The sequence below is a fragment of the Serratia sp. BW106 genome (assembly GCF_002607755.1).
GTDB classification, from domain to species: domain Bacteria; phylum Pseudomonadota; class Gammaproteobacteria; order Enterobacterales; family Enterobacteriaceae; genus Serratia; species Serratia proteamaculans.
The window spans coordinates 228,944-252,108 of record NZ_MCGS01000003.1 but is presented as its reverse complement, the minus strand read 5'-3'; the positions used below and the strand labels follow the sequence as shown (position 1 = coordinate 252,108).

15 protein-coding genes are annotated in these 23,165 nt (G+C 55.7%); 12 read left to right on the top strand and 3 right to left on the bottom strand.

Going from position 1 to position 23,165, the window contains the following annotated elements:
• Positions 1 to 26: 26 nt before the first annotated feature.
• Positions 27 to 1,901, bottom strand: a complete 1,875-nt coding sequence (locus BEI65_RS02730) for a diguanylate cyclase domain-containing protein (protein WP_099062015.1) — start codon at positions 1,899 to 1,901, stop codon at positions 27 to 29.
• A 600-nt stretch (positions 1,902 to 2,501) separates the two neighbouring features.
• Between BEI65_RS02730 and BEI65_RS02725 the strand changes: the two genes are divergently transcribed.
• Both BEI65_RS02725 and BEI65_RS02720 read left to right on the top strand, forming a co-directional pair.
• Positions 2,502 to 3,893 carry a diaminobutyrate--2-oxoglutarate transaminase gene (locus tag BEI65_RS02725; protein ID WP_198404395.1) on the top strand — a complete coding sequence of 464 codons (1,392 nt, stop codon included), beginning with the start codon at positions 2,502 to 2,504 and terminating at the stop codon, positions 3,891 to 3,893.
• 5 nt (positions 3,894 to 3,898) lie between these two features.
• Entirely contained in the window at positions 3,899 to 5,371 is a 1,473-nt protein-coding gene (locus BEI65_RS02720; RefSeq protein ID WP_099062014.1) for an aspartate aminotransferase family protein, read from the top strand.
• 63 nt (positions 5,372 to 5,434) lie between these two features.
• On the opposite strand, the gene BEI65_RS02715 is transcribed toward BEI65_RS02720, so the two are convergent.
• On the bottom strand, positions 5,435 to 6,142 hold the full coding sequence (locus BEI65_RS02715; protein ID WP_099062013.1) for an SDR family NAD(P)-dependent oxidoreductase: 708 nt from the start codon (positions 6,140 to 6,142) through the stop codon (positions 5,435 to 5,437).
• A 136-nt stretch (positions 6,143 to 6,278) separates the two neighbouring features.
• Between BEI65_RS02715 and BEI65_RS02710 the strand changes: the two genes are divergently transcribed.
• The 9 genes from BEI65_RS02710 to BEI65_RS02670 all read left to right on the top strand — a co-directional run bounded on the left by BEI65_RS02710 (position 6,279) and on the right by BEI65_RS02670 (position 19,360).
• Positions 6,279 to 7,211: a LysR family transcriptional regulator gene (locus BEI65_RS02710; protein ID WP_099062012.1), complete on the top strand. Its 933-nt coding sequence runs from the start codon at positions 6,279 to 6,281 to the stop codon at positions 7,209 to 7,211.
• A gap of 676 nt (positions 7,212 to 7,887) precedes the next feature.
• Positions 7,888 to 10,323 (top strand): glucose/quinate/shikimate family membrane-bound PQQ-dependent dehydrogenase, encoded by a 2,436-nt coding sequence (locus tag BEI65_RS02705; RefSeq protein WP_099062011.1) that lies wholly within the window; start codon positions 7,888 to 7,890, stop codon positions 10,321 to 10,323.
• Positions 10,324 to 10,607: 284 nt separating this feature from the next.
• Complete coding sequence (locus BEI65_RS02700; protein WP_099062010.1) at positions 10,608 to 12,701, top strand: bifunctional diguanylate cyclase/phosphodiesterase; 2,094 nt, start codon at positions 10,608 to 10,610, stop codon at positions 12,699 to 12,701.
• 96 nt (positions 12,702 to 12,797) lie between these two features.
• Positions 12,798 to 13,994: an efflux RND transporter periplasmic adaptor subunit gene (locus BEI65_RS02695; RefSeq protein WP_099062009.1), complete on the top strand. Its 1,197-nt coding sequence runs from the start codon at positions 12,798 to 12,800 to the stop codon at positions 13,992 to 13,994.
• Complete coding sequence (locus BEI65_RS02690; RefSeq protein ID WP_198404398.1) at positions 13,942 to 14,922, top strand: TolC family protein; 981 nt, start codon at positions 13,942 to 13,944, stop codon at positions 14,920 to 14,922. The genes BEI65_RS02695 and BEI65_RS02690 overlap by 53 nt, the downstream gene beginning before the upstream one ends.
• Positions 14,923 to 15,000: 78 nt before the next feature.
• A complete protein-coding gene (locus tag BEI65_RS02685) occupies positions 15,001 to 17,523 on the top strand; it encodes a heavy metal translocating P-type ATPase (RefSeq protein ID WP_099062007.1) in 2,523 nt (840 codons plus the stop codon).
• 10 nt (positions 17,524 to 17,533) lie between these two features.
• Positions 17,534 to 18,016, top strand: coding sequence for a Cu(I)-responsive transcriptional regulator (cueR, locus tag BEI65_RS02680; RefSeq protein WP_099062006.1), 483 nt, complete (start codon positions 17,534 to 17,536; stop codon positions 18,014 to 18,016).
• A 72-nt stretch (positions 18,017 to 18,088) separates the two neighbouring features.
• The gene (locus tag BEI65_RS02675; RefSeq protein WP_099062005.1) at positions 18,089 to 18,283 is read left to right on the top strand and encodes a heavy-metal-associated domain-containing protein; all 195 of its coding nucleotides are present in this window, start codon (positions 18,089 to 18,091) and stop codon (positions 18,281 to 18,283) included.
• A gap of 150 nt (positions 18,284 to 18,433) precedes the next feature.
• The gene (locus BEI65_RS02670; RefSeq protein ID WP_198404390.1) at positions 18,434 to 19,360 is read left to right on the top strand and encodes an ABC transporter substrate-binding protein; all 927 of its coding nucleotides are present in this window, start codon (positions 18,434 to 18,436) and stop codon (positions 19,358 to 19,360) included.
• A gap of 46 nt (positions 19,361 to 19,406) precedes the next feature.
• Here BEI65_RS02670 and BEI65_RS02665 read toward each other — a convergent pair whose 3' ends face one another.
• Complete coding sequence (locus tag BEI65_RS02665) at positions 19,407 to 21,203, bottom strand: sigma-54-dependent Fis family transcriptional regulator (RefSeq protein WP_099062086.1); 1,797 nt, start codon at positions 21,201 to 21,203, stop codon at positions 19,407 to 19,409.
• 281 nt (positions 21,204 to 21,484) lie between these two features.
• On the opposite strand from BEI65_RS02665, the gene BEI65_RS02660 reads away from it, so the two are divergent.
• The gene (locus BEI65_RS02660; protein WP_099062004.1) at positions 21,485 to 23,005 is read left to right on the top strand and encodes an aldehyde dehydrogenase family protein; all 1,521 of its coding nucleotides are present in this window, start codon (positions 21,485 to 21,487) and stop codon (positions 23,003 to 23,005) included.
• Positions 23,006 to 23,165 lie beyond the last annotated feature (160 nt).

The following is a 23,165-nucleotide window of genomic DNA, read 5'->3' as shown; positions in this document are numbered from 1 at the left end:
GGGCTGCCACCAGCGTGGACTTCCCATTAACGGACGGTATAAGTCCCCTTACCTGCGGATTTCGCCTGGTACATGGCATCATCCGCTCTGGTCAGCAGGGCTTCTGCCGTCATGTTGCCGCCTGAGGATATGGCTGCACCGATACTGGCGGAGAGCGTCACTTTTTGATTACCAACCTGTTGCGTCGCCGCCAGCCTGGCCAACACGCACTCGCAAAATGCGCATACCTGCAGCTGCGGTTGCGTCAAAGGCCAGAGGATCACCGTAAATTCATCCCCGGCAAGGCGAGAAACATTATGATGAGGGCCGGCACAGTCGCTGAGCAACTCGGCAAAGATTTTCAGAATAAGGTCACCGAAATCATGGCCAAAGCTGTCATTCAGCGTTTTGAATCCATCAAGGTCGATAAACAACAGCGCCATTTGCTGCTGCGGGCAACAGGCCTGCAGGGTGGCCCCCAACCGCAGTAAGAAAGCGCGTCTATTGGTTAGCCCCGTCAGCATGTCATGAGAGACGTCATACTCTAACCGCTGCTGCAAACGCTTAAGCTCGGTGATATCCATGGAAAGAATATAGGAACCCTGAGTTTCACTGGGTACCAGAGTGTTATGAATGATCAATGGCCCCTGGCGCGTTTGGAGTTCATTCTCAAAACTGACGGTTTCCCCCTGTAACGCCCTTTCGATCATGGGTTTGGCCGCGGTATAAGCCTCCTCCCCCATAAACGCCTGCACCGTCATCGCCTTGAGACGCCCTTCATCCAGGTCAAACCAGGCTTTATAGGCGCTGTTGGCAAAAAGATAGCGTTCATCAGCATCGATCTGACTGATCAATGCCGGCATATTGTCGGTAATCGCCCGCAGGCGTTCTTTTTCGCTACTGAGTTGCTGCTCGGTAAGGACGCGGCTGGCAATTTCCTGGTTGAGCTTATTGACGGCAAAATTCAGTTCCTGCGTGCGGGCCACCACCCGATCTTCGAGCTCATGTTGCAGTGAATAGAGATCGGACTCTGCCAGTTTGCGTTCGCTGATATCGACAATAACGGAAATAAAATGATGAGGCTCACCATTGGGCAGACGATTAAGCGACACGGTAAGCTGAACCCAAATCCTTGAGCCATCAGCGCGGATATAGCGCTTCTCCATGGAATAAGTGTCTATCTCATGGGCTAACAGCTGTTTCAATAGCCCGAGATCGGTGAGCAGGTCTTCGCGATAGGTGATGTCCTGGAAGGTACGATCCAGCAGTTCGCGCTCAGAATACCCCAGCATTTCACAGATCCGCGGGTTCACCCGTAACCAATATCCTTCCAGCGAGACCAGGGCCATGCCCACTGCCGCCTGAGAAAAGGTCTGTTCAAACAGGGCTTCGGTACGTTGCAGATTGGATTTGAGACTTTCCGTGTAAATATCACGCTCAACACTGTGCAGGTACTCTTCAATGACGGCGGCAAAGTCGCGTAAATCATGCACCATCTCGGGTGAAAAGCTCTGGGGATGACTGTCGATAATGCACAGGGTGCCCAGCGGCAGACCGCCCAGTGACAGCAAGGGTTGACCGGCATAGAAACCGATCTTGGGTCCGCCGGTCACCAATGGGTTGTCAAAGAAACGCGGATCAACCGCGGTATCCGGCACCACTAACGCGTCACGTTGCAAAATGGCGTGGCCGCAAAATGAAATGTTGCGTGGCGTTTCCCGAGCCTCCAAACCCGAGCGGGAGAGGAACCATTGCCGCTCACGATCGATTAACGAGATCAAGGCAATACTGACCCCAAAATATTTGGCGGCCAACCGCGTAACCCGGTCTAATTTTTCTACCGAATTCGTATCCAGTACGTTCAGCGAATGTAGAACCGACAGCCGCTCGGTTTCATTTTCCGGAAAGCATGGCTCGAACATGTCTGCTCCAAATGAAGGTCCCTGGGCGATGTGGGCAGGATTAGCCGCTGCCTTAATGACTCAACACCGCGCCGTAAATGACTTATTTCATTCAGCTTAGACGGTTTTCCCGGTTTTACGGGCCCCTGGAGGAATTAATCATGCAGCCCAAACGCCCATAAAAGTGCCAGTATCTGTAAGGAAAAAGGCAAGATCCCCTGATGTCATCACGGAGAAAACCCACCAGATCTGGTTATTTTGTAAGCAATGGATAATTTATAATAAGTGGTTGCTCACAAATCCCCCCGTCACAAACCTGCCCCATCCCGGTGAAAATTACCTGCAAAATAAACGTATTGGGCCGGTACCCCTGTTTTCTTTGCGGGAGTTTTTCGTGCCTTGTCAAGCGCTCCATTATCCCCAAATCACGCCATTATTGGCTAATAAAGCAGCAATTTGTTGATTTTTATCGAAAAAACAATAAATTCTGCCCGGCCAAATAACTATTGAGCCGGGGGGTAAAAAGCCATATATTGGGCGCGTTTTTTCACGGTAGTTACTTATTCAATTTAATAATTCAACTAGGGTGGTATCGATACCCCCAGTTGTAGGAGAGATATGATGACGGATAAAGTCCGTATTGATAATTTCGGTGTGAGTTTAGAAAATGTAAACAACGAAACATATTTGGCGAGACAAGCCGAATTTGAATCGAATGTCAGGAGTTACCCCCGTAAATTGCCGTTGGCAATTGCGAAAGCCCAAGGCGTGTGGATCACCGATGTTGAGAATAATCAATATCTTGATTGCCTGGCTGGTGCGGGTACGCTGGCTCTGGGTCATAACCACCCTGACGTTCTTCAAAGCATCCAAAATGTCATTACCAGCGGCTTGCCGTTACATACTCTCGATCTTACAACCCCGTTGAAAGATCAGTTCTCAGCTTATTTGCTCTCTTTATTGCCGCAACAGGGCCAGGAATATTGCCTGCAGTTCTGTGGCCCATCGGGTGCGGATGCGGTCGAAGCCGCACTGAAGCTGGCGAAAAAATACACCGGCCGTTCTGGGGTGATCAGCTTCTCCGGCGGCTACCATGGCATGACCCATGGCGCGCTGGCGGTCACAGGCAACCTGTCACCGAAAGAAGCGATTAACGGCATGATGCCGGAAGTCCAGTTTATGCCTTACCCGCACGAATACCGTTGCCCACTGGGCATCGGCGGCGAAGCTGGCGTTAAGGCACTGACCTACTATTTTGAAAACCTGATTAACGACGTCGAAAGCGGCGTGCGCAAACCTGCGGCCGTCATTCTGGAAGCGGTTCAGGGTGAAGGCGGCGTCAACCCGGCCCCGGTCGAATGGTTGCAGCGCATTCGCAAAGTCACTCAGGAACACGGCATTCTGCTGATTATCGACGAAGTTCAGGCCGGCTTTGCCCGTACGGGTAAACTGTTCGCCTTTGAACACGCCGGTATTGAGCCGGACATCATCGTGATGTCCAAAGCGGTAGGCGGCGGTTTGCCGTTGGCGGTGTTGGGCATCAAGCGAGAATTTGACGCCTGGGAGCCTGGCCACCACACCGGCACCTTCCGTGGTAACCAGCTGGCGATGGCCACCGGCCTGACCACCCTGCAGCACCTTAAAGATAACAACGTGGCCGATAAGGTCGCCGCACAAGGCGAATGGCTGAAAGCCAAGCTGGCCGAGCTGCAAAAACGTTATCCGGCAATAGGTCACGTGCGCGGTCTGGGCTTAATGATTGGCATGGAAATCGTTAAACCTGACGAAGCGCAGGATCATATGGGTTGCTACCCGGCGGATCCGCAGTTGTCTGCCCTGCTGCAGAAAAAATGCTTCGAAGCCGGGTTGATCCTGGAGCGTGGCGGCCGTAACGGTAACGTACTGCGTCTGCTGCCTTCCCTGCTGATCACCAACGATGAGCTGGGCATTTTCCTGGATAAATTTGAACAGGCCCTGTTAGCCGCCGGCGTCAAGCCTGTAGGCATGGAGTGAATTTAATGTCCCGGTCAAACCCGATTCTGGCCGCCTCGGCGCAAAGCACCGAAGCCTACCAGCAAGCGATCGAGCAAAGTAGTCAGGCGGTAGTGCAGTGGCTGCAACAACCCGAGATGTATCAGGGAAAAACCGTTGCCGAACTGCGTGAACGCATTACGCTGGATTTTAATCCGCAGGGCCTGGGCAACCAGGCGGCCATCGAACGCGCGATTGAATACTTTTTAAAAGACAGCCTGTCGGTGCATCACCCGCAGTGTGTCGCGCATTTGCATTGCCCAAGTCTGGTGATCAGTCAGGCGGCGGAAGTGTTGATCAACGCCACCAACCAAAGCATGGACTCCTGGGACCAAAGCCCGTCAGCCACCATCATCGAGATGAAGCTGATCGAGTGGTTGCGTACCCAGGTTGGCTATCAGCCTGGCGATGCGGGCGTGTTCACCAGCGGTGGTACCCAGAGCAATCTGATGGGCCTGATGCTGGCACGCGATGCCTTCTTCGCCAAGCAGGGGCACTCGGTGCAACAGGATGGTCTGGTCGGTAACCTGCGCAAGATTAAAGTGTTATGTTCTGAAAATGCCCATTTCTCGGTGCAGAAAAACATGGCGTTGCTCGGACTGGGTTACCAATCCGTTACGCTGGTGAAAACCGATCAATTCGCACGGATGGATGTGAACGACCTGGCCGAAAAACTGGCGCAAGCCAAGGCCAATGACGAGCAGATCCTGGCGATTGTCGCTACCGCGGGCACCACCGATGCCGGGGCTATCGACCCGCTGCGTGCAATTGCGCAGTTGGCGGCGGAACACCAGGTCTGGGTGCACGTTGATGCGGCCTGGGGCGGCGCGTTGCTGCTTTCCGAGAAGTACCGTGACTACCTGGACGGCATTGAACTGGTGGACTCCATTACCCTGGACTTCCACAAGCAATTCTTCCAGACCATCAGTTGCGGCGCTTTCTTGTTGAAAGAGGCCCGTCACTATGAGCTGATGCGTTATCAGGCGGCTTACCTGAACTCCGAGTTCGACGAAGCTCAGGGTGTGCCTAACCTGGTGTCTAAATCCTTGCAGACCACCCGCCGTTTTGATGCGTTAAAACTGTGGATGGGGCTGGAGGCGTTAGGCCAGCAGCAATATGCCGCGATCATCGATCACGGCGTGACGCTGGCGCAACAGGTTGCCCACTATATTGGCGACCAACCGGCTCTGGAGCTGGTGATGCAGCCACAGTTGGCCAGCGTGCTGTTCCGCTACCGTCCGCAGTCATTAGCCAACAGCGGCGATGCCGCAGTGGCACTGCTGAACCAGCGGATTGGCGATGCGCTCCTGGAGTCAGGGCGTGCCAACGTTGGGGTGACCGAGTTTAATGGCGTGACCTGCCTGAAAATGACGTTGTTAAACCCAACGGTCAGCCTGGACGATATCAAAGTCCTGCTGGCACTGGTGGATCAAACCGCGCAGCAGTTGCCTGCCGCTTAATCCGCCCTGACCGGCAGCGAAAAGCCGATAACCTTTGCGGGTTATCGGCTTTTTCTTTGCCAATCACCAAGGCACAATTTTGCCCAGATAATCGAGGTAATGCAGCCCCGAACGCCCGGCATAAGCCGCAATGGTATTGAGCAAGTTAGGGATGCTCTCTTCGATGCTCAAACGCCCTTCTGATCCTCCCAACTCGGTGCGTACCCAACCTGGCGCCATCAGCAGCAAGGTACGAGGATCGTCGTTGTTACGCGCTGCATAGCTGCGCATCAGCATGTTTAGCGCGGATTTGCTGGCCCGATAGACCTCGAACTTGCCATTGGTGTTGTTCGTCAGGCTACCCTGGCCGGAAGACATCACGCCAATGGTCCCCCCATGTGTTACCCGATCCTTAAAGGTTTCAATCACCCGCAGTGGGCTCAGTGCATTAGTGACCATCACCCGGTTAAACTCTTCGGTAGAGACATCCGCAATGGTCTCACGATCGTCATTTTTGACCCCTGCGTTAACAAACAACAGATCAAAACGGCGTTCAGCAAGCCGCTCATGCAACGCATTTACCTGCTCTGGCACGGTGATATCGGCGGTCTCTACCTCAAGGCTGTCCGGATATTTTTCAGCCAGACGATAAAGAGGCTCTTTAGAGGACTCGCGGCCGGTGGCGATCACTTTGTCGCCACGTTTCAGGAACTCTTCTGCCATCGCGAAACCCAGACCACGGGATGCGCCAATCAGCAAAACGGTCTTTTGAAGTGAAGTCGGTGTTGGCATGGATTATTTCCTCTGCATTCAGTTGTCTTGTGGGGTAGAAAATATAACTATGCTGGATAGATTGCGGAAGACGCAGCATTTGCACTTATAACATGCAGCGAACGCCTCCCCTTATTGACTGCTCAGGATGCCAGCAATGACAGACCCCGATCTCAACTTACTGATTGCTCTCGATGCACTTCTTTCTCTGGGCAGCGTCGCTGGTGCGGCGCGTCGGCTTGAATTAAGCGCCTCGGCGATGAGCCGCACGCTTAGTCGGCTGCGGGCAGTCACCGGCGATCCTTTATTGGTACGTGCCGGCCGCAATATGGTGTTAACACCCTACGCCGAAGAGATACGTGAACGCACGCAAAACGCCGTATTCGAAGCCCGTGCGGTACTTCGACCGGCGGTGTCAGAACTGAGTTTAGCCACCCTGGAACGAACCTTTACCCTGCGCGCCAACGAGGGTTTTGTCGAGGCGTTTGGCGCAGTGCTGATCGCGGCGGCCGCGCAGGCAGCCCCCTTTGTACGCCTGTGTTTTGCCCCCAAACCCGAAAAAAGTTCAAAGCATTTGCGTGAAGGGTTGGTGGATCTTGAGATTGGCGTACTGGGCGAAATGGGGCCAGAGATCCGCTTACAGACGTTATTTCGCGATCGTTTCGTCGCGGTGGTCCGTAAAGGTCATCCGTTTGAACAGCAAAGTGAAATTACTGCCCAGCAGTATGCCGCTTGCGGCCACGTAGTTGCCTCACGCCGCGGGCTATTAATCGGGCCGGTAGACCAGGCGCTGACCGAATTGGGGCTGGAGCGCAGGGTTGCTGCGGTAGTGCCAAGCTTTCCCGCCGCGCTGGCGGTGGCTCAGGCCTCTGATTTGGTGGCGTTGGTCCCCGCCTCTTTCCTGATCAATCAACCCGTAGGCAATGGTGATAGTGCCACTCTCTATGCTTTTGAACTGCCGGTAAAAACCCAGGCTATTACCGTTTCACAGATGTGGCATCCGCGCTTAGAAGCCGATGTGGCACATCGCTGGCTACGACAATGGGTATTGAGCGTGGTTAAACAGCGTTTCGCGATGATCAATACCTAATGGGTACAGGGTTGTCGATACTATTAATATCAATAGATATGGCACTGTCGTGAATTTATAGGATTTTTGATTAAGGATAAATCTGGATTTAAGGATGCCCACTATGCAGTACATTAAAAACGATGACGCCCAATCAACCGAAGCACTGCATAGCGGAATAATAATATTAACGTAACAAATTAAAACATTTAACCTTATGTAACTAAAGAAACCAAAAAGGCCCGATTAACGGGCTGGAAAATCAGCAAGATGAAATATGCTCTCAGGTTTGTCTATTCCCTGTTCATAATAACTAACAGCCTTTATCACCCCTGCATTGCAAATGGGTTTATAAAACTCACCTGAAGCTACCTGAGTATGTGACTGCAGTTTTCCTTTAAATCAGCTGATATTAGACGTCGTCATCCTCCAGATTTTATCTGCTCTTTTTCAAGATGCTCTCAAGAGCGACATTTTATCGGCTACCAGCGAGCCATAAATCATTGCCCCTCGCACTTCAGGTTAACAATTTTTGCCAGAAACCAACATATCCTTAACTTGCTAACGAATCAAATGGTACAATACGCGAATTCCACTGTTTGACTCGCGCTCGGTTCCCTCATTGTCCAGGGAACAGCGATACCGCGTTCATTCGGGGTAAACATGAAGAAAAACATTATCTTGGAGTCTGTCAGCCATGCCTGAATCAAATGCCCGTCCGGGTATAAAACTTAAACTATGGTGTTGTTTATTGGGGATAATCCTTACCGCAGTCGGCCTATTCTTTGCCATTGCCGGCGGTAAATTAGTCTCGCTGGGGGGCAGCAGCTACTTCCTGATTGCCGGTATCGTCACCCTACTTTCTGCAGTGCAATTCTTCCGTCGCAAATCTTCAGCGGTGGTGCTGTTCCTGCTGGTCTTTATCGGCACACTGATTTGGTCGGTGTTCGATGCCGGTTTTGACTTCTGGCCATTGGTTTCACGCCTGATGGTGCCAACCGGGCTGATGCTGTTAGCCTTCCTGAGCTGGCCGGCGTTGCGTAAGCCGGAAGGCAAGGCGCCGCTGGCAAAACTGTCCTACCTGCTCAGCGCGGTGCTGGCGGTGGGCATGGTCGGCACCTTCGTACAGATGTTCCAGCCACACCCTACCGTCGCTTTTAGCGGCGAACCCTTGCCGCTGATCCCGGTGGATAAAGCCAAGCAGCAAAAAGACTGGGATAACTACGGTAACACTCCGGGCGGCAGCCGCTTCGTGGCGCTGGATCAAATCACCCGCGACAACGTGAAAGAGCTGAAAGTCGCCTGGACCTTCCACACCGGCGATACTCCGTTAAGTCCGGACGGTAACGGTGCCGAAGACCAGCAAACGCCGCTGCAAATCGGTAACCGTATTTTCCTGTGTACGCCGCATAACAACGTGATTGCCGTCGATGCCGACAGCGGGAAAGAGATCTGGAAGCGTGAAGTCAATGCGAAATCCCAGGTGTGGAACCGTTGCCGTGGGCTGGCCTACTTCGACGTCACCAAACCGTTGCCGCAACCGACGGTGCCAGGCTCTACCCCTGCCACGCCGGTCACCCTGGCGGCAGGCGACAGTTGCCAGCGTCGTATTCTGATGAACACCATCGATGCACGCCTGGTAGCAATCAACGCCGATAACGGCGAGTTCTGCCAGAACTTTGGCAACCAGGGTGTGGTCGATCTGAAGGCCGGTCTGGGTGATGCCTCCGATCCCAAATACCAACTGACCTCTGCACCTACGCTGGCAGGCACCACCATCGTGGTCGGCGGTCGCGTGGCCGATAACGTACAAACCGACATGCCAGGCGGCGTGCTGCGTGGTTTCGACGTGGTCACTGGCAAAATGCGCTGGGCGTTCGACCCGGGTAATCAAGATCCGAACTCGGCATTGAAACCGGGCCAGACCTTTGTGCGCAGTACGCCGAATTCCTGGGCACCGATGTCCTACGATCCGGCCATGAACACCGTGTTCCTGCCGATGGGCAGCTCTTCGGTTGACCTGTGGGGCGCAAATCGCAACGCACTGGATCACAAATACGGCGCGTCTATCCTGGCGCTCGATGCCACCACCGGTAAAGAAAAATGGGTCTATCAGACCGTTCATAACGACCTGTGGGACTTCGACCTGCCAATGCAGCCAAGTCTGATCGACTTCCCGATGAAGGATGGCACCACCAAGCCGGCGCTGGTCATTGGTGCCAAAACCGGGCAGCTCTTCGTGCTGGATCGCCATACCGGTAAACCTTTAACCGAAGTGAAAGAGCTGCCGGTAAAAACTCGTACCATCCCTGGCGAGCAATACTCGGCCACTCAGCCGTTTTCTGTCGGCATGCCGCAGATTGGCAATCAAAAGTTAACCGAGTCCGACATGTGGGGCGCAACACCGTTCGACCAACTGATGTGCCGCATCAGCTTTAAATCGATGCGTTATGACGGCTTGTTTACCGCCCCCGACACCGATATCTCGCTCAGCTTCCCGGGCTCGTTGGGTGGCATGAACTGGGGCGGCCTGTCGACCGATCCGAACAACCACTATATCTTCGCCAACGATATGCGTTTGGGCCTGTGGGTACAGATGATCCCGCAGAAAACCGATGCCAATACACCGGCCAGTAACGGCGGTGAGTCGGTCAACACCGGGATGGGTGCCGTGCCGTTGAAAGGGACGCCTTACGGCGTCAACAAAAACCGCTTTATGTCACCGCTGGGCATTCCATGCCAGAAACCACCGTTCGGCACCCTGTCCGCCATCGATCTGAAAACTCAGAAAGTGGTGTGGCAAGTTCCGGCCGGTACGGTGCAGGATACCGGGCCATTCGGCATCAAAATGCGCGCACCTATGCCGGTAGGTATGCCGACGTTGGGCGGCACGCTAGCCACTCAGGGCGGCCTGGTGTTTATTGCCGGTACTCAGGATTACTACCTGCGCGCGTTTGACTCCTCTACCGGCGCAGAAGTGTGGAAAGCACGTCTGCCTGTTGGCAGCGGCGGTACGCCAATGAGCTATGTGTCGCCAACCACCGGCAAACAGTACATTGTGATTTCCGCCGGCGGTGCACGCCAATCGCCAGACCGCGGTGACTACGTCATTGCCTATGCTCTCGATAAATAAATCTGGCCATAGGCTATAATCATCAAGCCCCCATCTGATAAAGATGGGGGCTTTTTAATATCTGCTGCCACCACGGAAGGAAGATATTTAACGGTGGGAAGCCCCTGGGAGAGCCGGATCATTTAAAAAGCCCAAATACAAGAGTATTCCTAATGTGTTGCCCTGAATTATATCTCATTCTCTTTGACGGCTTGTTATTGAGCAGACCAGGCTATAGAACGATTTCCGCTGGCAAGAATATTCTTTTGGCGTGAATATCCGGCGGTTTTCAGAGGAAATGACAGATGAATGTTTTATCCGAGCACAGTGATGGCAATCATCCTGTTGATCCAGCTAATGAAATCTTTAACGGTTTACCGAATCTCATTGGCGTAGGGAATAGCCTCGGGGGACATTTTAATGAGTTGTGGTGTGAATATACCGGACTCTCTTCATCTGATAACAATGACCTTTGCTGGTTGAATACCCTGCATCCGGATGACTATGCCCGCGTGAATACGCTGTGGCAACAAGCGATGACTGCCGCTACCTCGTTCGTTAATCAAGCCCGCCTGCGCCATTACAGTGGTGAGTATCGTTGGTTTTTACTGTCATTCGCGGCAAAGCAAGTTCCGAACTCCGCGCAGAACCATTGGTACCTGAGCTGTGCCGATATCCATCAGCAAATGCTGGAAAAACAAATCATCATCGACACGCTGGCGGCGCAGAAAAATATGCTGGATGCCAGCGTCGACTGTATCAAAGTGATTAACAATGACGGTTCGTTGCTGCATATGAACCGAGCCGGTAGCCTCGCCCTTGGCATAGATGAAAACCTACAACAATTTGGCATGCCCTGGCTGGATCTACTGCACCCAGAGGCTCGCAAGCGGGGCAGAAAAGCGCTGCGTAAGGTGTTAAACGGCAAAAATGCCAGATTTGCCGGCCTTAGTGCTACCCCGGAAGGCACACTGCAGCATTGGGATAATATCCTCAGCCCGGTGACCGATAAGGATGATCGGATACAGAATATATTGTGCGTTTCGCGCGATGTGACCTCGCAGCGAATAGCTGAAAGACGTTTGCTGATCGCCAGTGAATATGACGAACTGACCGCCTTGCCCAACCGGCGGTTATTCAAGAAAAGATTAAAGCAGGAAATGAAACGGGCTCTGAATAACCAAACATCGCTGGGGCTGATTTTACTGGATCTTGACCACTTTAAGTTGGTTAACGACACTCTGGGGCATGATGCCGGCGATCATCTGCTACGCGTCTTATCCCGGCGACTAAAAACCTATCTGACCCCGAACTCTTTTGTCTCCCGACTGGGCGGCGATGAATTTGCAGTAGTGATCAGCGACGTCGAAAACCAGCAGGATATTTTCAAAATCGCCAATAGCTTTCTGATGCAGCTTGAATCGCCGATCACCCACGGTGGCAAAGCGCTTCACTGCGGCATGAGCATTGGCTGCGCCCTGTATCCGCAGGATGCCCGTGATGCGTCCGAACTGATGAAATGCGCCGACACCGCCCTGTACGAGCTCAAGGATGGCGGCCGCGGCGGCGTTTATATGTTTAATTCGAAGATGATGGATAAGGCCAAGGAGCGCGCTGCGCAGTTAAATCGTGCCCGTCAGATTGTGCGTCATAATCAAATCCGCCCCAGCTATCAGCCGAAAGTCAGCCTGCCCACCGGTGCCATTGTCGGCTTTGAAGCCCTGCTGCGCTGGTATTGTCCGCGCACTGGCATCCAGATGCCGGATAGCGTCAGCGAAGCGTTTAACGATTACGAATTGGCGACCAAAATCGGTGAAACCATGCAGTTGAAGGTGTTTGCCGATATGGCGGGCTGGCTTGAGTCCGGTGTTGAGGTGTTGCCGGTGTCATTGAACGCGTCCCCTATCGAGTTTTTACGCGACAACTACGCCGAAACTTTCCTGCAGCGCTTGCAGATGTTTAATATCCCTCACCCTCTGATTGAGCTGGAAGTGACCGAACACGCCTTCAATAAGCACGGTTCGAAATATGTGCTGCGGGCTTTGCAAATGCTCAAGGAAATGGGGATCCGCATTGCGCTCGATGACTTTGGCACCGGGCACTCTTCCTTTACCCATCTGATGGATTACCCGCTGGACTGCATAAAACTGGATCGTGACTTTATTCGCCGCATGAACAACGAGCCGGCCATTTTGGGCATTGTCGAAAGCATGGGTATTCTGGGGCAGAAACTCGCCATCGATATCATTGCGGAAGGCATAGAAACCGAGCAGCAGCGCCAAACGCTGCGTGACTCAGGCTACCATTTGGGTCAGGGTTTTCTGTTTAGCCAGGCCGTTGAGGCACCTAAAGCGCTCAGCATGTTGTTAATGAGACCCGCCCCGCAAATATCTGCTTGACCTTCCCAACGTGGGAAATCTGATCGTCTGAGAAAGGGAACCGCAGCCACCCCGGCTCTGCAAACCCATTCGACTCCAGTTGAGGGAGGCAAGACGATGAAAGATAAACACCCGATTCGATTCACCGTGGCCCTGGGCATCACGCTGGCTATCGCCGGATGCAAGGAAGCCGTACCGCTCGCCACGGTGGCAACGCCACCCAGCGTACCGGTGTCTGAAGTACTCATTCGTTCGGTAGCGCCCTTTGCCGAATTCACCGGTTCACTCACGGCCATAGACCGGGTGGAATTGCGCCCGCGCGTTGCCGGTTATATCCAGCAGGTGAGCGTTCCGGAGGGCCGCTTTGTTGAAAAGGGGCGCAAGCTGTTCCTGATCGACCCTCGGCAGTTCCAGGCGGCGGTGAGCGCCGCGAAAGCCCGTCTGCGTGAGACTGAGGCGGAGTTCATTCTCGCCCAGACGGACCATCGGCGTGCCACACAATTGTTTGCCCAAAAGGTGGTGGCCCGTGAGCGCCTCGATGCGACAACGGCCGTTTTAAATACGCATAAAGCGCAGGTCGACGCTGCAAAGGCCGCTCTGGATGCCGCACAGTTGGATCTGAGCTTCACCAGCGTCACGGCGCCGATCAGCGGACGCATCGGACAAGTCCTGGTCACCGAGGGCAACTATGTCGCCAGCGGCGTAACGCCGCTCACCACCATTGTCTCGCTCAACCCACTCTACGTTTATTTCGATATCGACGAACGTACCTATTTACGGTCGCTCGCCGCAGACCGGGCCAACGCGACCGCCAGGGTCAGGGTGGCATTACTTACCGACAAGACCTATTCACGGCCGGGCCGGATCGACTTTCTCGCCAACACCGCCGATCGAGGTACCGGAACGGTACGTGTGCGCGCCATTGTCGACAATCCCGAGGGGCAATTAATGCCCGGCCTGTTCGCCAGGGTCAAACTGGAGACCGGTGCACCACAGGCCAGGGTTTTAATCTCCGATCAATCGATCGGTACCGATCAGGGACGTCGCTACGTGCTCGTGGTCGGTAAAAACGATAAGACCGAGTATCGGCCCGTTGAAATTGGCCCGGTGCTTGAGGGATTACGCGTGATTGAGCAAGGTCTGCAACCCGGCGAACGCATTGTCGTCAAGGGACTGGTGCGCCCCGGCATGCAGATTACCCCACAACCGGCGGCGATCGGTGGAGGCCGCTCAAGCACAAGCGGGCTCACGCGAAGCCTTGTTGCGCGGTGTACAGGCGAGCGTCGCTGCCGAAGTGGCGGCGACCTGGTTTGAATTACAAGGTATCGAGGCCGAACTTGCGGTGGTCGCCGCAACTCGCCAAAACCAGCGCGAAAGTCTGACGTTGGTTGAGCGAAGGATCAGCGCCGGTTCCGCCAGCGAAGTCGACCGGCTGCGGGCCGAAGCCTTACTGCGAAATGTTGAGGCGGCCACGCCAGAACTTGAACGCCGCCGTGCGGTCGCCGGCAACGCCTTGGCCGTCCTGCTGGGTGAAACGCCGCAAAGATTCAGCCCCCCTGCTGCCACCGCTGCGCAGGAGATGCTGAAAGTCCGAACCCTGGCCGTGGGTGACCCTGCCGCGCTCCTGTGGCGGCGCGCTGATATTGCAGCGGCCGAACGGAACCTGGCGGCGGCAACCGCCGGAATTGGTGTAGAAACGGCTGGCCTTTACCCCGAGATCCAGGTGACGGGGTCGATCGGGTTCGTCGCCGGCAGTCTGGATGCGATGAGCGGTGCGGGAGCCCTGTCGAGCTTTATCGGCCCGGTCATTCGCTGGTCACTGCTTGATAGCGGGCGTGTCCGCGCCCGCATCGCCGCCAGCGAGGCACGCGCCAAACAGGCCCTGATCCTCTACGACCAGACCTTGCTGCGGGCCCTGCAGGAAACCGATGATGCCTTTAAGGCTTATAGCGCCGCCGGCAGCACGCTGGCGCTGCGTCTGCATGAGTCAGCGGCCAATCGCGAGGCGGCCCGCCTGGCCCGGGTGCGGTTCTCGCAAGGTGAAGGCCTCTACCAGGAGGTCCTCGATGCCGAACGTTCTGACTTCGCCAGCCGCCGGGCGCTGAGCGTCGCACGAACCGACCAGCAACTTGCCATTGTCAGTATCTACAAGGCGCTAGGCGGTGGTTGGCAAGCTTGTACATCGGGGCTGAACGACTGCCGAGGCGCTGACGGCACGACTAATTTGCAACAAGTAAAATAAATCGACGACAGTTGTTGACCTTCCAGCGGTGGGAAGCTTTAAGCTCTTCAGCAACAGACACCATAAAGGGGCAGTTCAATGACTTCCGTTACCCTCAAACCCGATACCAATCCGACGCTGTCCTCAGTCACTCGACTGAGTTTACCGGTCGACGGCATGACCTGCGCCTCGTGCGTCGGTCGTGTCGAACGCGCGCTGAAAGCCGTGCCGGGCGTGCAGACCGCCTCGGTCAATCTTGCTACCGAACGCGCCGATCTCACTTTCACTGGCGCGGCCGATCCCCAGGCGGCGGTCCGTGCCATCGAGAGCGCCGGTTACGCCGTGCGTGAAGAGACCACCGAGTTGGCGATCGAGGAGATGACCTGTGCATCTTGTATCGGCCGGGTAGAAAAAGCCCTGACACAGCTCCCCGGCGTGCTCGAGGCCAGCGTCAATCTGGCTACCGAACGTGCGCGGGTACGTCACCTTGCCGGGGTCGTCGCCATCACCGACCTTGAGGCCGCCGTTGAAAAGGCCGGTTATAAAACCCGGCGTTTATCCGCCGCCACGGCCAGTGCAGACGATCAGGATACCGAGCGTCGTGAGCATGAGGCGCGGGGGCTACGACGCTCATTACTGATTGCCGCCACCCTCACCTTGCCGGTGTTCATTCTCGAGATGGGCTCGCACCTGGTGCCCGCGATGCACCATTGGGTAATGCAGGTACTGGGGCAGCAGACCAGCTGGTATCTGCAGTTTGTTCTCGCCACCCTGGTGCTGTTCGGGCCGGGTTTGCGCTTCTTCCGCAAGGGGATCCCGGCGTTGCTGCGCGGCGCTCCCGACATGAACTCGCTGGTATCGGTCGGCACGGCGGCGGCTTACGGCTACTCGGTTGTGGCGACCTTCGTCCCCGAAGTGCTGCCGCAGGGCACCGCCAACGTCTATTTCGAAGCTGCCGCCGTGATCGTCAGCTTGATCTTACTGGGCCGGACGCTGGAAGCCCGTGCCAAAGGACGAACTTCGCAGGCGATCAAGCGGCTGGTCGGTCTGCAGGCCAAGACTGCGCGCGTCGAGCGCAATGGTGAAACACTGGAAATCCCTCTTGATCAGGTGACCACCGGTGACATCGTGCTGGTTCGTCCAGGTGAAAAAGTGCCGGTTGATGGCGAAGTCGTCGAAGGAACCTCTTACGTTGACGAGAGCATGATCACCGGCGAGCCGGTACCGGTGCAGAAAAACGTCGGTGCCGATGTGGTCGGTGGCACCATCAACAAAACCGGAGCTTTCAGTTTCCGCGTCACCAAAATTGGTGCGAATACGGTGCTCGCTCAGATCATTCGTTTGGTCGAGGAAGCTCAGGGGTCCAAACTGCCGATCCAGGCGCTGGTCGACAAGGTCACCCTGTGGTTCGTGCCGGCGGTGATGGCGGCTGCGGCGCTGACCTTCCTGATCTGGTTGATCTTCGGGCCGGATCCGGCACTGACCTTCGCACTGGTTAACGCAGTTGCGGTGCTGATTATCGCCTGCCCTTGTGCCATGGGATTGGCCACGCCGACCTCGATCATGGTCGGTACCGGCCGCGCTGCCGAACTCGGGGTGCTGTTCCGTAAAGGTGAAGCCTTGCAGGCACTGCGTGATGTGAGTGTTATTGCGCTCGACAAGACGGGCACGCTGACCAAAGGACGTCCTGAGCTGACCGATCTGGTGCCCGCAGAAGGCTTTGAACACGATGAGGTTCTGGCGCTGGTGGCAGCGGTTGAAACCCGCTCCGAGCATCCGATCGCCGAAGCGATTGTCGCGGCAGCCAGGCAACGGAACATGACGCTCGCGGCCATTGAAAGCTTTGACGCCACACCGGGCTTCGGCGTTACGGCCAGCGTCGCGGGACGAACTGTCGCCGTCGGTGCAGACCGCTTTATGACTCAACTCGGCCTTGATGTGAGCCAGTTCCAGCAGACGGCCCAACGCCTCGGTGAACAAGGCAAGAGCCCACTTTATGCCGCCATCGACGGTCGGCTGGCGGCGGTGATCGCGGTCGCTGACCCGATCAAGGACAGCACCCCGGAGGCGATCAAGGCGCTGCATGCATTGGGCCTCAAGGTCGCGATGATCACCGGTGACAATGCGGCAACGGCCGCAGCCATCGCCAAACAGCTCGGTATTGATGAAGTCGCCGCCGAAGTCCTGCCTGACGGCAAGGTCGCGGCACTGAAGAAATTCCGCCTCAATGGAGCACGGGTGGCCTTCGTGGGCGACGGCATTAACGACGCGCCGGCACTGGCCGAAGCGGACGTTGGGCTCGCTATCGGCACCGGAACCGATGTGGCGATTGAGGCGGCTGACGTGGTGCTGATGTCGGGCGATCTGCGCGGCGTGCCGAATGCCATTGCACTCAGCCAGGCGACGATCCGCAACATCAAGCAGAACCTGTTCTGGGCCTTCGCCTATAACGCAGTGCTGATCCCGGTGGCGGCCGGTGCGCTCTACCCACTGAACGGCACATTGCTTTCACCGATCTTCGCCGCGGCGGCGATGGCGCTCTCCAGCGTCTTCGTCCTCGGTAATGCGCTGCGGCTCAAACGCTTCCAGGCACCGATGACGGTCGAAACCAAACAAGATTAAGGGGTGAATGATGAATATCGGACAAGCGGCAAAATTCTCCGGCGTCTCGGCGAAGATGATTCGTTACTACGAACAAATTGGCTTAATCCCGAAAGCGATGCGTTCTGATGCCGGTTATCGCCATTACAGCACGGCCGATGCCCATAGCCTGCGCTTTATCCGGCGTGCCCGTGACCTTGGTTTTCCCGTCGACCAAATCTCGGAGCTGCTGATCCTGTGGCGCACCTGTGACCGTTCCAGCGCCGACGTTAAGGCTATGGCGCTATCCCATGTCGCCGGTCTAAAGGCGAAGATAGCCGAGCTGCAGGCCATGGCACAGACCATCGAATACCTGGCCGAACATTGCCACGGCAATGACCGACCGGATTGCCCGATTATTGAGGGATTGGCAGAAAAGGCGGCGACGGTGGAACCTGTTGCACCGGTACCCCGCAGGACACCCCGGTTTGGTATCGACATGCCCGCCTCGGCGCGCCAACGCGGTCACTCGTGAAACAACCGCTTGACCTTACTACGTTGGCAGGCCGCATCCTGGCCGAACACAGTCATTCATAAGGAGTTCACCGTGCTACGTTTCTACATTCCCAATATGACCTGCGGCGGCTGCGCCAGCTCCGTCACCAAAGCACTACTGAGCGTCGACCCACAGGCGGTGATCGAAACCGATCTGGCCGCGCGTGAAGTTATGGTCGACAGCACCCTGGACGAAACCCCATTCCTCACTGCACTAAGCTCCGCCGGATATCCGGACAAGCAATAACCCTGCCCCTGGCCGACCGCCCGACAAACTCCGGCGGTCGGCATTTTTTTATCCCGCAATTAGTTAGCCATTTTTGTTCGTTCACAGAATCAGCGGCTTGAAGGATAGTGAGTTGACCGCCTCAACCACATAATAATGCAGGTAATAATAATGATGTATAGCGCAAAACTCACCGCAGCGGCGGCACTCCTTAGCCTTTCAGCCCTGGCGCATGCCGCACCGGGCATTGACCTTGTCGCCAACGAAACCCCGATTAATACGCTGAAAAGTGCTGAAGCGGCGGCCAAGATCCCGGCCGGGTTTAAATTCGTCGAGCCAGGTACGCTGACGGTGGCCGTGTCGATCCTGGGCAGTGGCCCGCCATTCGGGCTGTACGCCCGTGACAATAAAACGGTAATTGGCAGCGAATCGGATATTGCCCGGCTGGTAGCCGATGGCCTGGGGCTGAAACTCAAGCTGGTACCGACCTCGTGGGAAGACTGGCCGCTGGGCGTCACCTCCGGTAAATATGACGCGGCAATTTATAACATCACCGTCACTCAGGAGCGTAAAACCAAATTCGACTTCGCCACCTACCGCCAGGATACCTTGGGTTTCTACGTGAAGAGCGGCAGTAAAATTACCTCGATAAAATCGGCACCGGATATTGCCGGCAAGAAGATCATCGTCGATTCCGGCACCAATCAGGAGGCAGTGTTACTGGCCTGGGATAAAGAGAATCAGGCCAAAGGGTTGCCCGCCCTGCTGCCGATCTACGTAACCGACAAGGCGGCCGCCACGCTGGCCATCCAGTCGGGCCGGGCAGATGCGACCTTTGGGCCGAACGTGGCCGGGGCTTATCAGGCCAAACTGAACGGTAAAACCACGCTGGTGGGCATCGTACCGGGCGGCTGGCCGCGCAGCGCCAACATTGCCGTTACGGTGAAAAAGGGCAATGGCCTGGTGAACGCGGTGCAGGCTTCGCTCAATAGCGCTATCGCCAATGGCAGCTACCTGAAGGTGTTGGATCGTTGGGCGGAAAGTGACGAGAAAATCGAACATTCTGAAATCAACCCACTGGGCTTGGGCGACCAGTAACATCCAGAACAGGGCCCAGGGAGGGGCCCCGAAATGCAGCTATCCTCTACATATCACGCCGACGCCCCTTCTCCATCTTGCGATAAAGCGTACTGCGTGAAACGCCGAGCCGTTTCGCTGCCTGGCTGATATTGCCGTTAGCACTTCGGATAGCCTCAAGCATCTCCTGCGGTGCGGCGTGAGCATCGGCACAGCGCACCGGCAAGGTGTTGAACTGTTCCGGCAAATCATCCGGCTGGATCAGATTGCCATCGTCCGCCAGTGCCAGCAGCACTTTCAACGTACTCATCAACTGCCGAACATTACCGGGCCACGGATAGCCTGCCAACGCAGCGACGGTGTCCGGTGCCAGCCGGATACCCCGTGACTCGGCCCCCAGCTCACGCCACAAATTAAGGATAAAACGATCGACGTGCGCCCGTTGGCGCAGCGGTAAAATACGCAGGTTAAATTCCTGAATGCGGTACATCAGGTCTTCACGGAATGCCCCCGCCGCCACCTGCTGCGCCAAATCCTGGTGGGTGGCGCAGATCAGCGAAAAGTCGACGGCATAGCTGATGCGGCTGCCGAGCGGCGTGACCGTTTTTTCCTGCAGTACCCGCAGCAGCCGGGTCTGTAAGCTCAATGGCATATCGCCAATTTCATCCAGGAACAACACGCCCCCGTCGGCCTCTCTGATCTTGCCGAGGTAGCCCTTCGGGTTAGCCCCGGTAAAGGCACCTGGCGCATAGCCAAAAAGTTCGGATTCAATCAGGTTTTCTGGCAGAGCGGCACAGTTGATCGCCACGAAATTGCCCTGCCGCCGGTGACTTTCCTCAAACAACCGTTGGCTGAAATACTCTTTGCCGCAGCCGGTTTCGCCACTGATGCACAGCGCCAGCCCGGCATTCAAAATACGTAATGCTTTTTGTCTGTCGGCACCGTCCTGGTCAAACGGCAGAACCCGCGATCTGATGGCCGGTGAATGCGTTTCCGGCATCTGCAACAGCGAATAATAGTGGCGATTATTGACCGCCAAAGTTTGGCGCGGTGCGTTTAGCGTCTGTCGCTGCATTTCCGGGAACAGCGTGGCGAAATCCAGGCTGCCAAAGCAGGTGGCGGTGAGGTTAAATTCTTGCATTGCCAGTCGATTGGCGGCGGTGAGCACCTCGTCGCGAAACACCAGTATCAGCTCATGGGCGCTGCCAAGCACCCGCGCATCGCTGTGCAGCCGCAGCGTCCAGTGCTGAGAGGTGACACACCCCATCGTCCACTGGTGCTCTATATGCCTGACCGCCTGCAGAATCAAGGATCGTGCGTCATCGTAAGGGCGCTGCGCCGGTGTAGAAATATCCAGCACCCCGGCAATCAGGCCGTCAGGCCGGTAAATCGGCGCGGCTGCGCAGTAAAGCCCGGCATTTTGATTGAGAAAATGCTGGTCGCCATTCACTTCACACAAGCCGCCCAACGCCAGCGCCGTGCCGATAGCATTGGTCCCTCGCTCCTGCTCGCCCCATAAATTGCCCGGTGCCAGCGAGATACGCGACGCCTTGCGCAAAAAATGGCTATTGCCGCAGGTTTCCAGCACCATGCCGCTGGCATCGGATACCACGACAATAGAAGGCTGTCGGTTAATTTCGCTGCCCAGACGTTCGATCAGTGGCCGTGCCAACTGTACCACCCAGCCGTTTTGCCCGCGCACTTCATTGAGCAAGCCCGGCCTGACAACAGGCAGCCGATCGTCGGCCCGGTTAAGACCGTAAGCCTGACTACGTAGCCAGGATTCAGACATTGGACCAGGGAGAGACAGGTTATCGCTATCAGAGGCAAACCCGGTCTGGGTGGTCTGGTCTTTATGCAACATGGCCAACTCCCGCCAATAAAAGTGTTGCATTTTTGTATCATGAATGTGTCCCATGCGTTGCGACGTGGGACACAAAAAATAATAGAAACCAATAATAAGCCCTCGGACTTATTGCCGGTCAAAGCATTTTTAATCATTTAATTATTTGATTTAAAACAGCTTTAAATTTTAGAAGAACGACACCGACACAATGTGGCATAAGCAATGCTTAGGGTTAAGCTGATGGCGCTACGCAGTCAGGCGTCAACCCTACACAGTCTGTTCCCATGAGAGGTGTTTACATGAAATACGTTCATCCCGGTTTACCTGGCTCGCTGATTTCTTTCAAACCACGTTATGGCAACTATATTGGTGGCAAATTTGTCGAACCCGTTTCAGGCAACTACTTCACTGATACCTCCCCGATGACCGGTCAGACTGTCGCCGAGTTCCCGCGCTCCGACGCGAAAGATATCGAACTGGCGCTGGATGCCGCCCATGCCGCCGCCGAAACCTGGGGTAAAGCCAGCGTGCAGGAGCGCTCCAACGTATTACTGGCCATCGCCGATCGTATGGAATCAAAGCTGGAGTTGCTGGCGCTGACCGAAAGCTGGGACAACGGTAAGCCGATCCGCGAAACGCTGAACGCGGATATCCCACTGGCGATTGACCACTTCCGTTACTTTGCCGGTTGCCTGCGTGCACAGGAAGGCACCGCCGCGGAGATCGACCAGAATACCGTGGCCTACCATATTTACGAGCCGCTGGGCGTGGTTGGACAGATTATCCCCTGGAACTTCCCGCTGCTGATGGCAGCCTGGAAACTGGCTCCGGCGCTGGCTGCCGGTAACTGCGTGGTGCTTAAACCGGCAGAACAAACTCCGCTCAGCATCTGTGTGTTGCTGGAAATGATTGGCGACCTGCTGCCGGCCGGGGTACTCAATGTGGTTCAGGGCTTTGGGAAAGAAGCCGGTGAGGCACTGGCGACCAGCAAGCGCATCGATAAAATCGCCTTTACCGGCTCAACCCCGGTAGGCCGACATATCCTTGCCTGTGCAGCGGAAAATATCATTCCCAGCACCGTCGAGCTGGGCGGCAAATCACCGAATATCTTCTTTGAAGACATCATGCAGGCCGAACCGGAGTTTATCGACAAGGCAGTTGAAGGGCTGATCCTCGGCTTCTTCAACCAGGGTGAAGTCTGTACCTGCCCTTCACGCGCCCTGATCCAGGAATCTATCTACCCGCAGTTTATGGAAAAAGTGCTGGCGCGGATCACCACCATTCGCCAGGGCGACCCCTTTGATACCGACACCATGATCGGCGCGCAGGCGTCCCAGCAGCAGTTCGACAAGATTTTGTCCTACATCGAGATCGCTAAAAACGAAGGCGGGAAAATTATCGCCGGTGGCGAGCGTGCCAGCCATGAGCAGACGTTGCAGAGCGGTTTCTATCTCCAGCCTACGTTGATCACCGGTAATAACAGCATGCGTTTCTTCCGCGAAGAGATCTTCGGGCCGGTAATTGGCGTGACCACCTTCAAAGACGAAGCGGAAGCGCTGGCACTGGCTAATGACAGTGAGTTCGGACTGGGTGCCGGTTTGTGGACCCGCGACGTCAACCGCGCTTACCGCATGGGCCGCGCCATCAAGGCCGGACGCGTGTGGACCAACTGTTATCACCTCTACCCGGCGCATGCCGCCTTCGGTGGTTATAAGAACTCTGGCGTTGGCCGTGAAACCCACAAGGTGGCGCTGTCGCATTACCAGCAGGTGAAAAACCTGTTGGTCAGCTACGATGCCAAACCGCTTGGACTGTTCTGATTTGGTGGTCTTCAGATTGCTAACAAACCCGCGAAAGGGCTAAATCGGTAGGGGTCGAACATGTTCGACCCGATGTAACCCATTGATTATGCAAATGGGCGCAGCATGCAGCGCCCCTACCATTGAACAACAGAGCTCTTGACCAACGGCCTCAAGGCCA

Bases quoted from the DNA above. Each gene is read 5' to 3' on its own strand.
- BEI65_RS02665 (WP_099062086.1), bottom strand. From the start codon at position 21,203: ATGTTGCATAAAGACCAGACCACCCAGACCGGGTTTGCCTCTGATAGC.
- BEI65_RS02685 (WP_099062007.1), top strand. From the start codon at position 15,001: ATGACTTCCGTTACCCTCAAACCCGATACCAATCCGACGCTGTCCTCA.
- BEI65_RS02710 (WP_099062012.1), top strand. From the start codon at position 6,279: ATGACAGACCCCGATCTCAACTTACTGATTGCTCTCGATGCACTTCTT.
- BEI65_RS02670 (WP_198404390.1), top strand. From the start codon at position 18,434: ATGATGTATAGCGCAAAACTCACCGCAGCGGCGGCACTCCTTAGCCTT.
- BEI65_RS02695 (WP_099062009.1), top strand. From the start codon at position 12,798: ATGAAAGATAAACACCCGATTCGATTCACCGTGGCCCTGGGCATCACG.
- BEI65_RS02725 (WP_198404395.1), top strand. From the start codon at position 2,502: ATGACGGATAAAGTCCGTATTGATAATTTCGGTGTGAGTTTAGAAAAT.
- BEI65_RS02705 (WP_099062011.1), top strand. From the start codon at position 7,888: ATGCCTGAATCAAATGCCCGTCCGGGTATAAAACTTAAACTATGGTGT.
- BEI65_RS02730 (WP_099062015.1), bottom strand. From the start codon at position 1,901: ATGTTCGAGCCATGCTTTCCGGAAAATGAAACCGAGCGGCTGTCGGTT.
- BEI65_RS02700 (WP_099062010.1), top strand. From the start codon at position 10,608: ATGAATGTTTTATCCGAGCACAGTGATGGCAATCATCCTGTTGATCCA.
- BEI65_RS02715 (WP_099062013.1), bottom strand. From the start codon at position 6,142: ATGCCAACACCGACTTCACTTCAAAAGACCGTTTTGCTGATTGGCGCA.
- BEI65_RS02720 (WP_099062014.1), top strand. From the start codon at position 3,899: ATGTCCCGGTCAAACCCGATTCTGGCCGCCTCGGCGCAAAGCACCGAA.
- cueR (WP_099062006.1), top strand. From the start codon at position 17,534: ATGAATATCGGACAAGCGGCAAAATTCTCCGGCGTCTCGGCGAAGATG.
- BEI65_RS02660 (WP_099062004.1), top strand. From the start codon at position 21,485: ATGAAATACGTTCATCCCGGTTTACCTGGCTCGCTGATTTCTTTCAAA.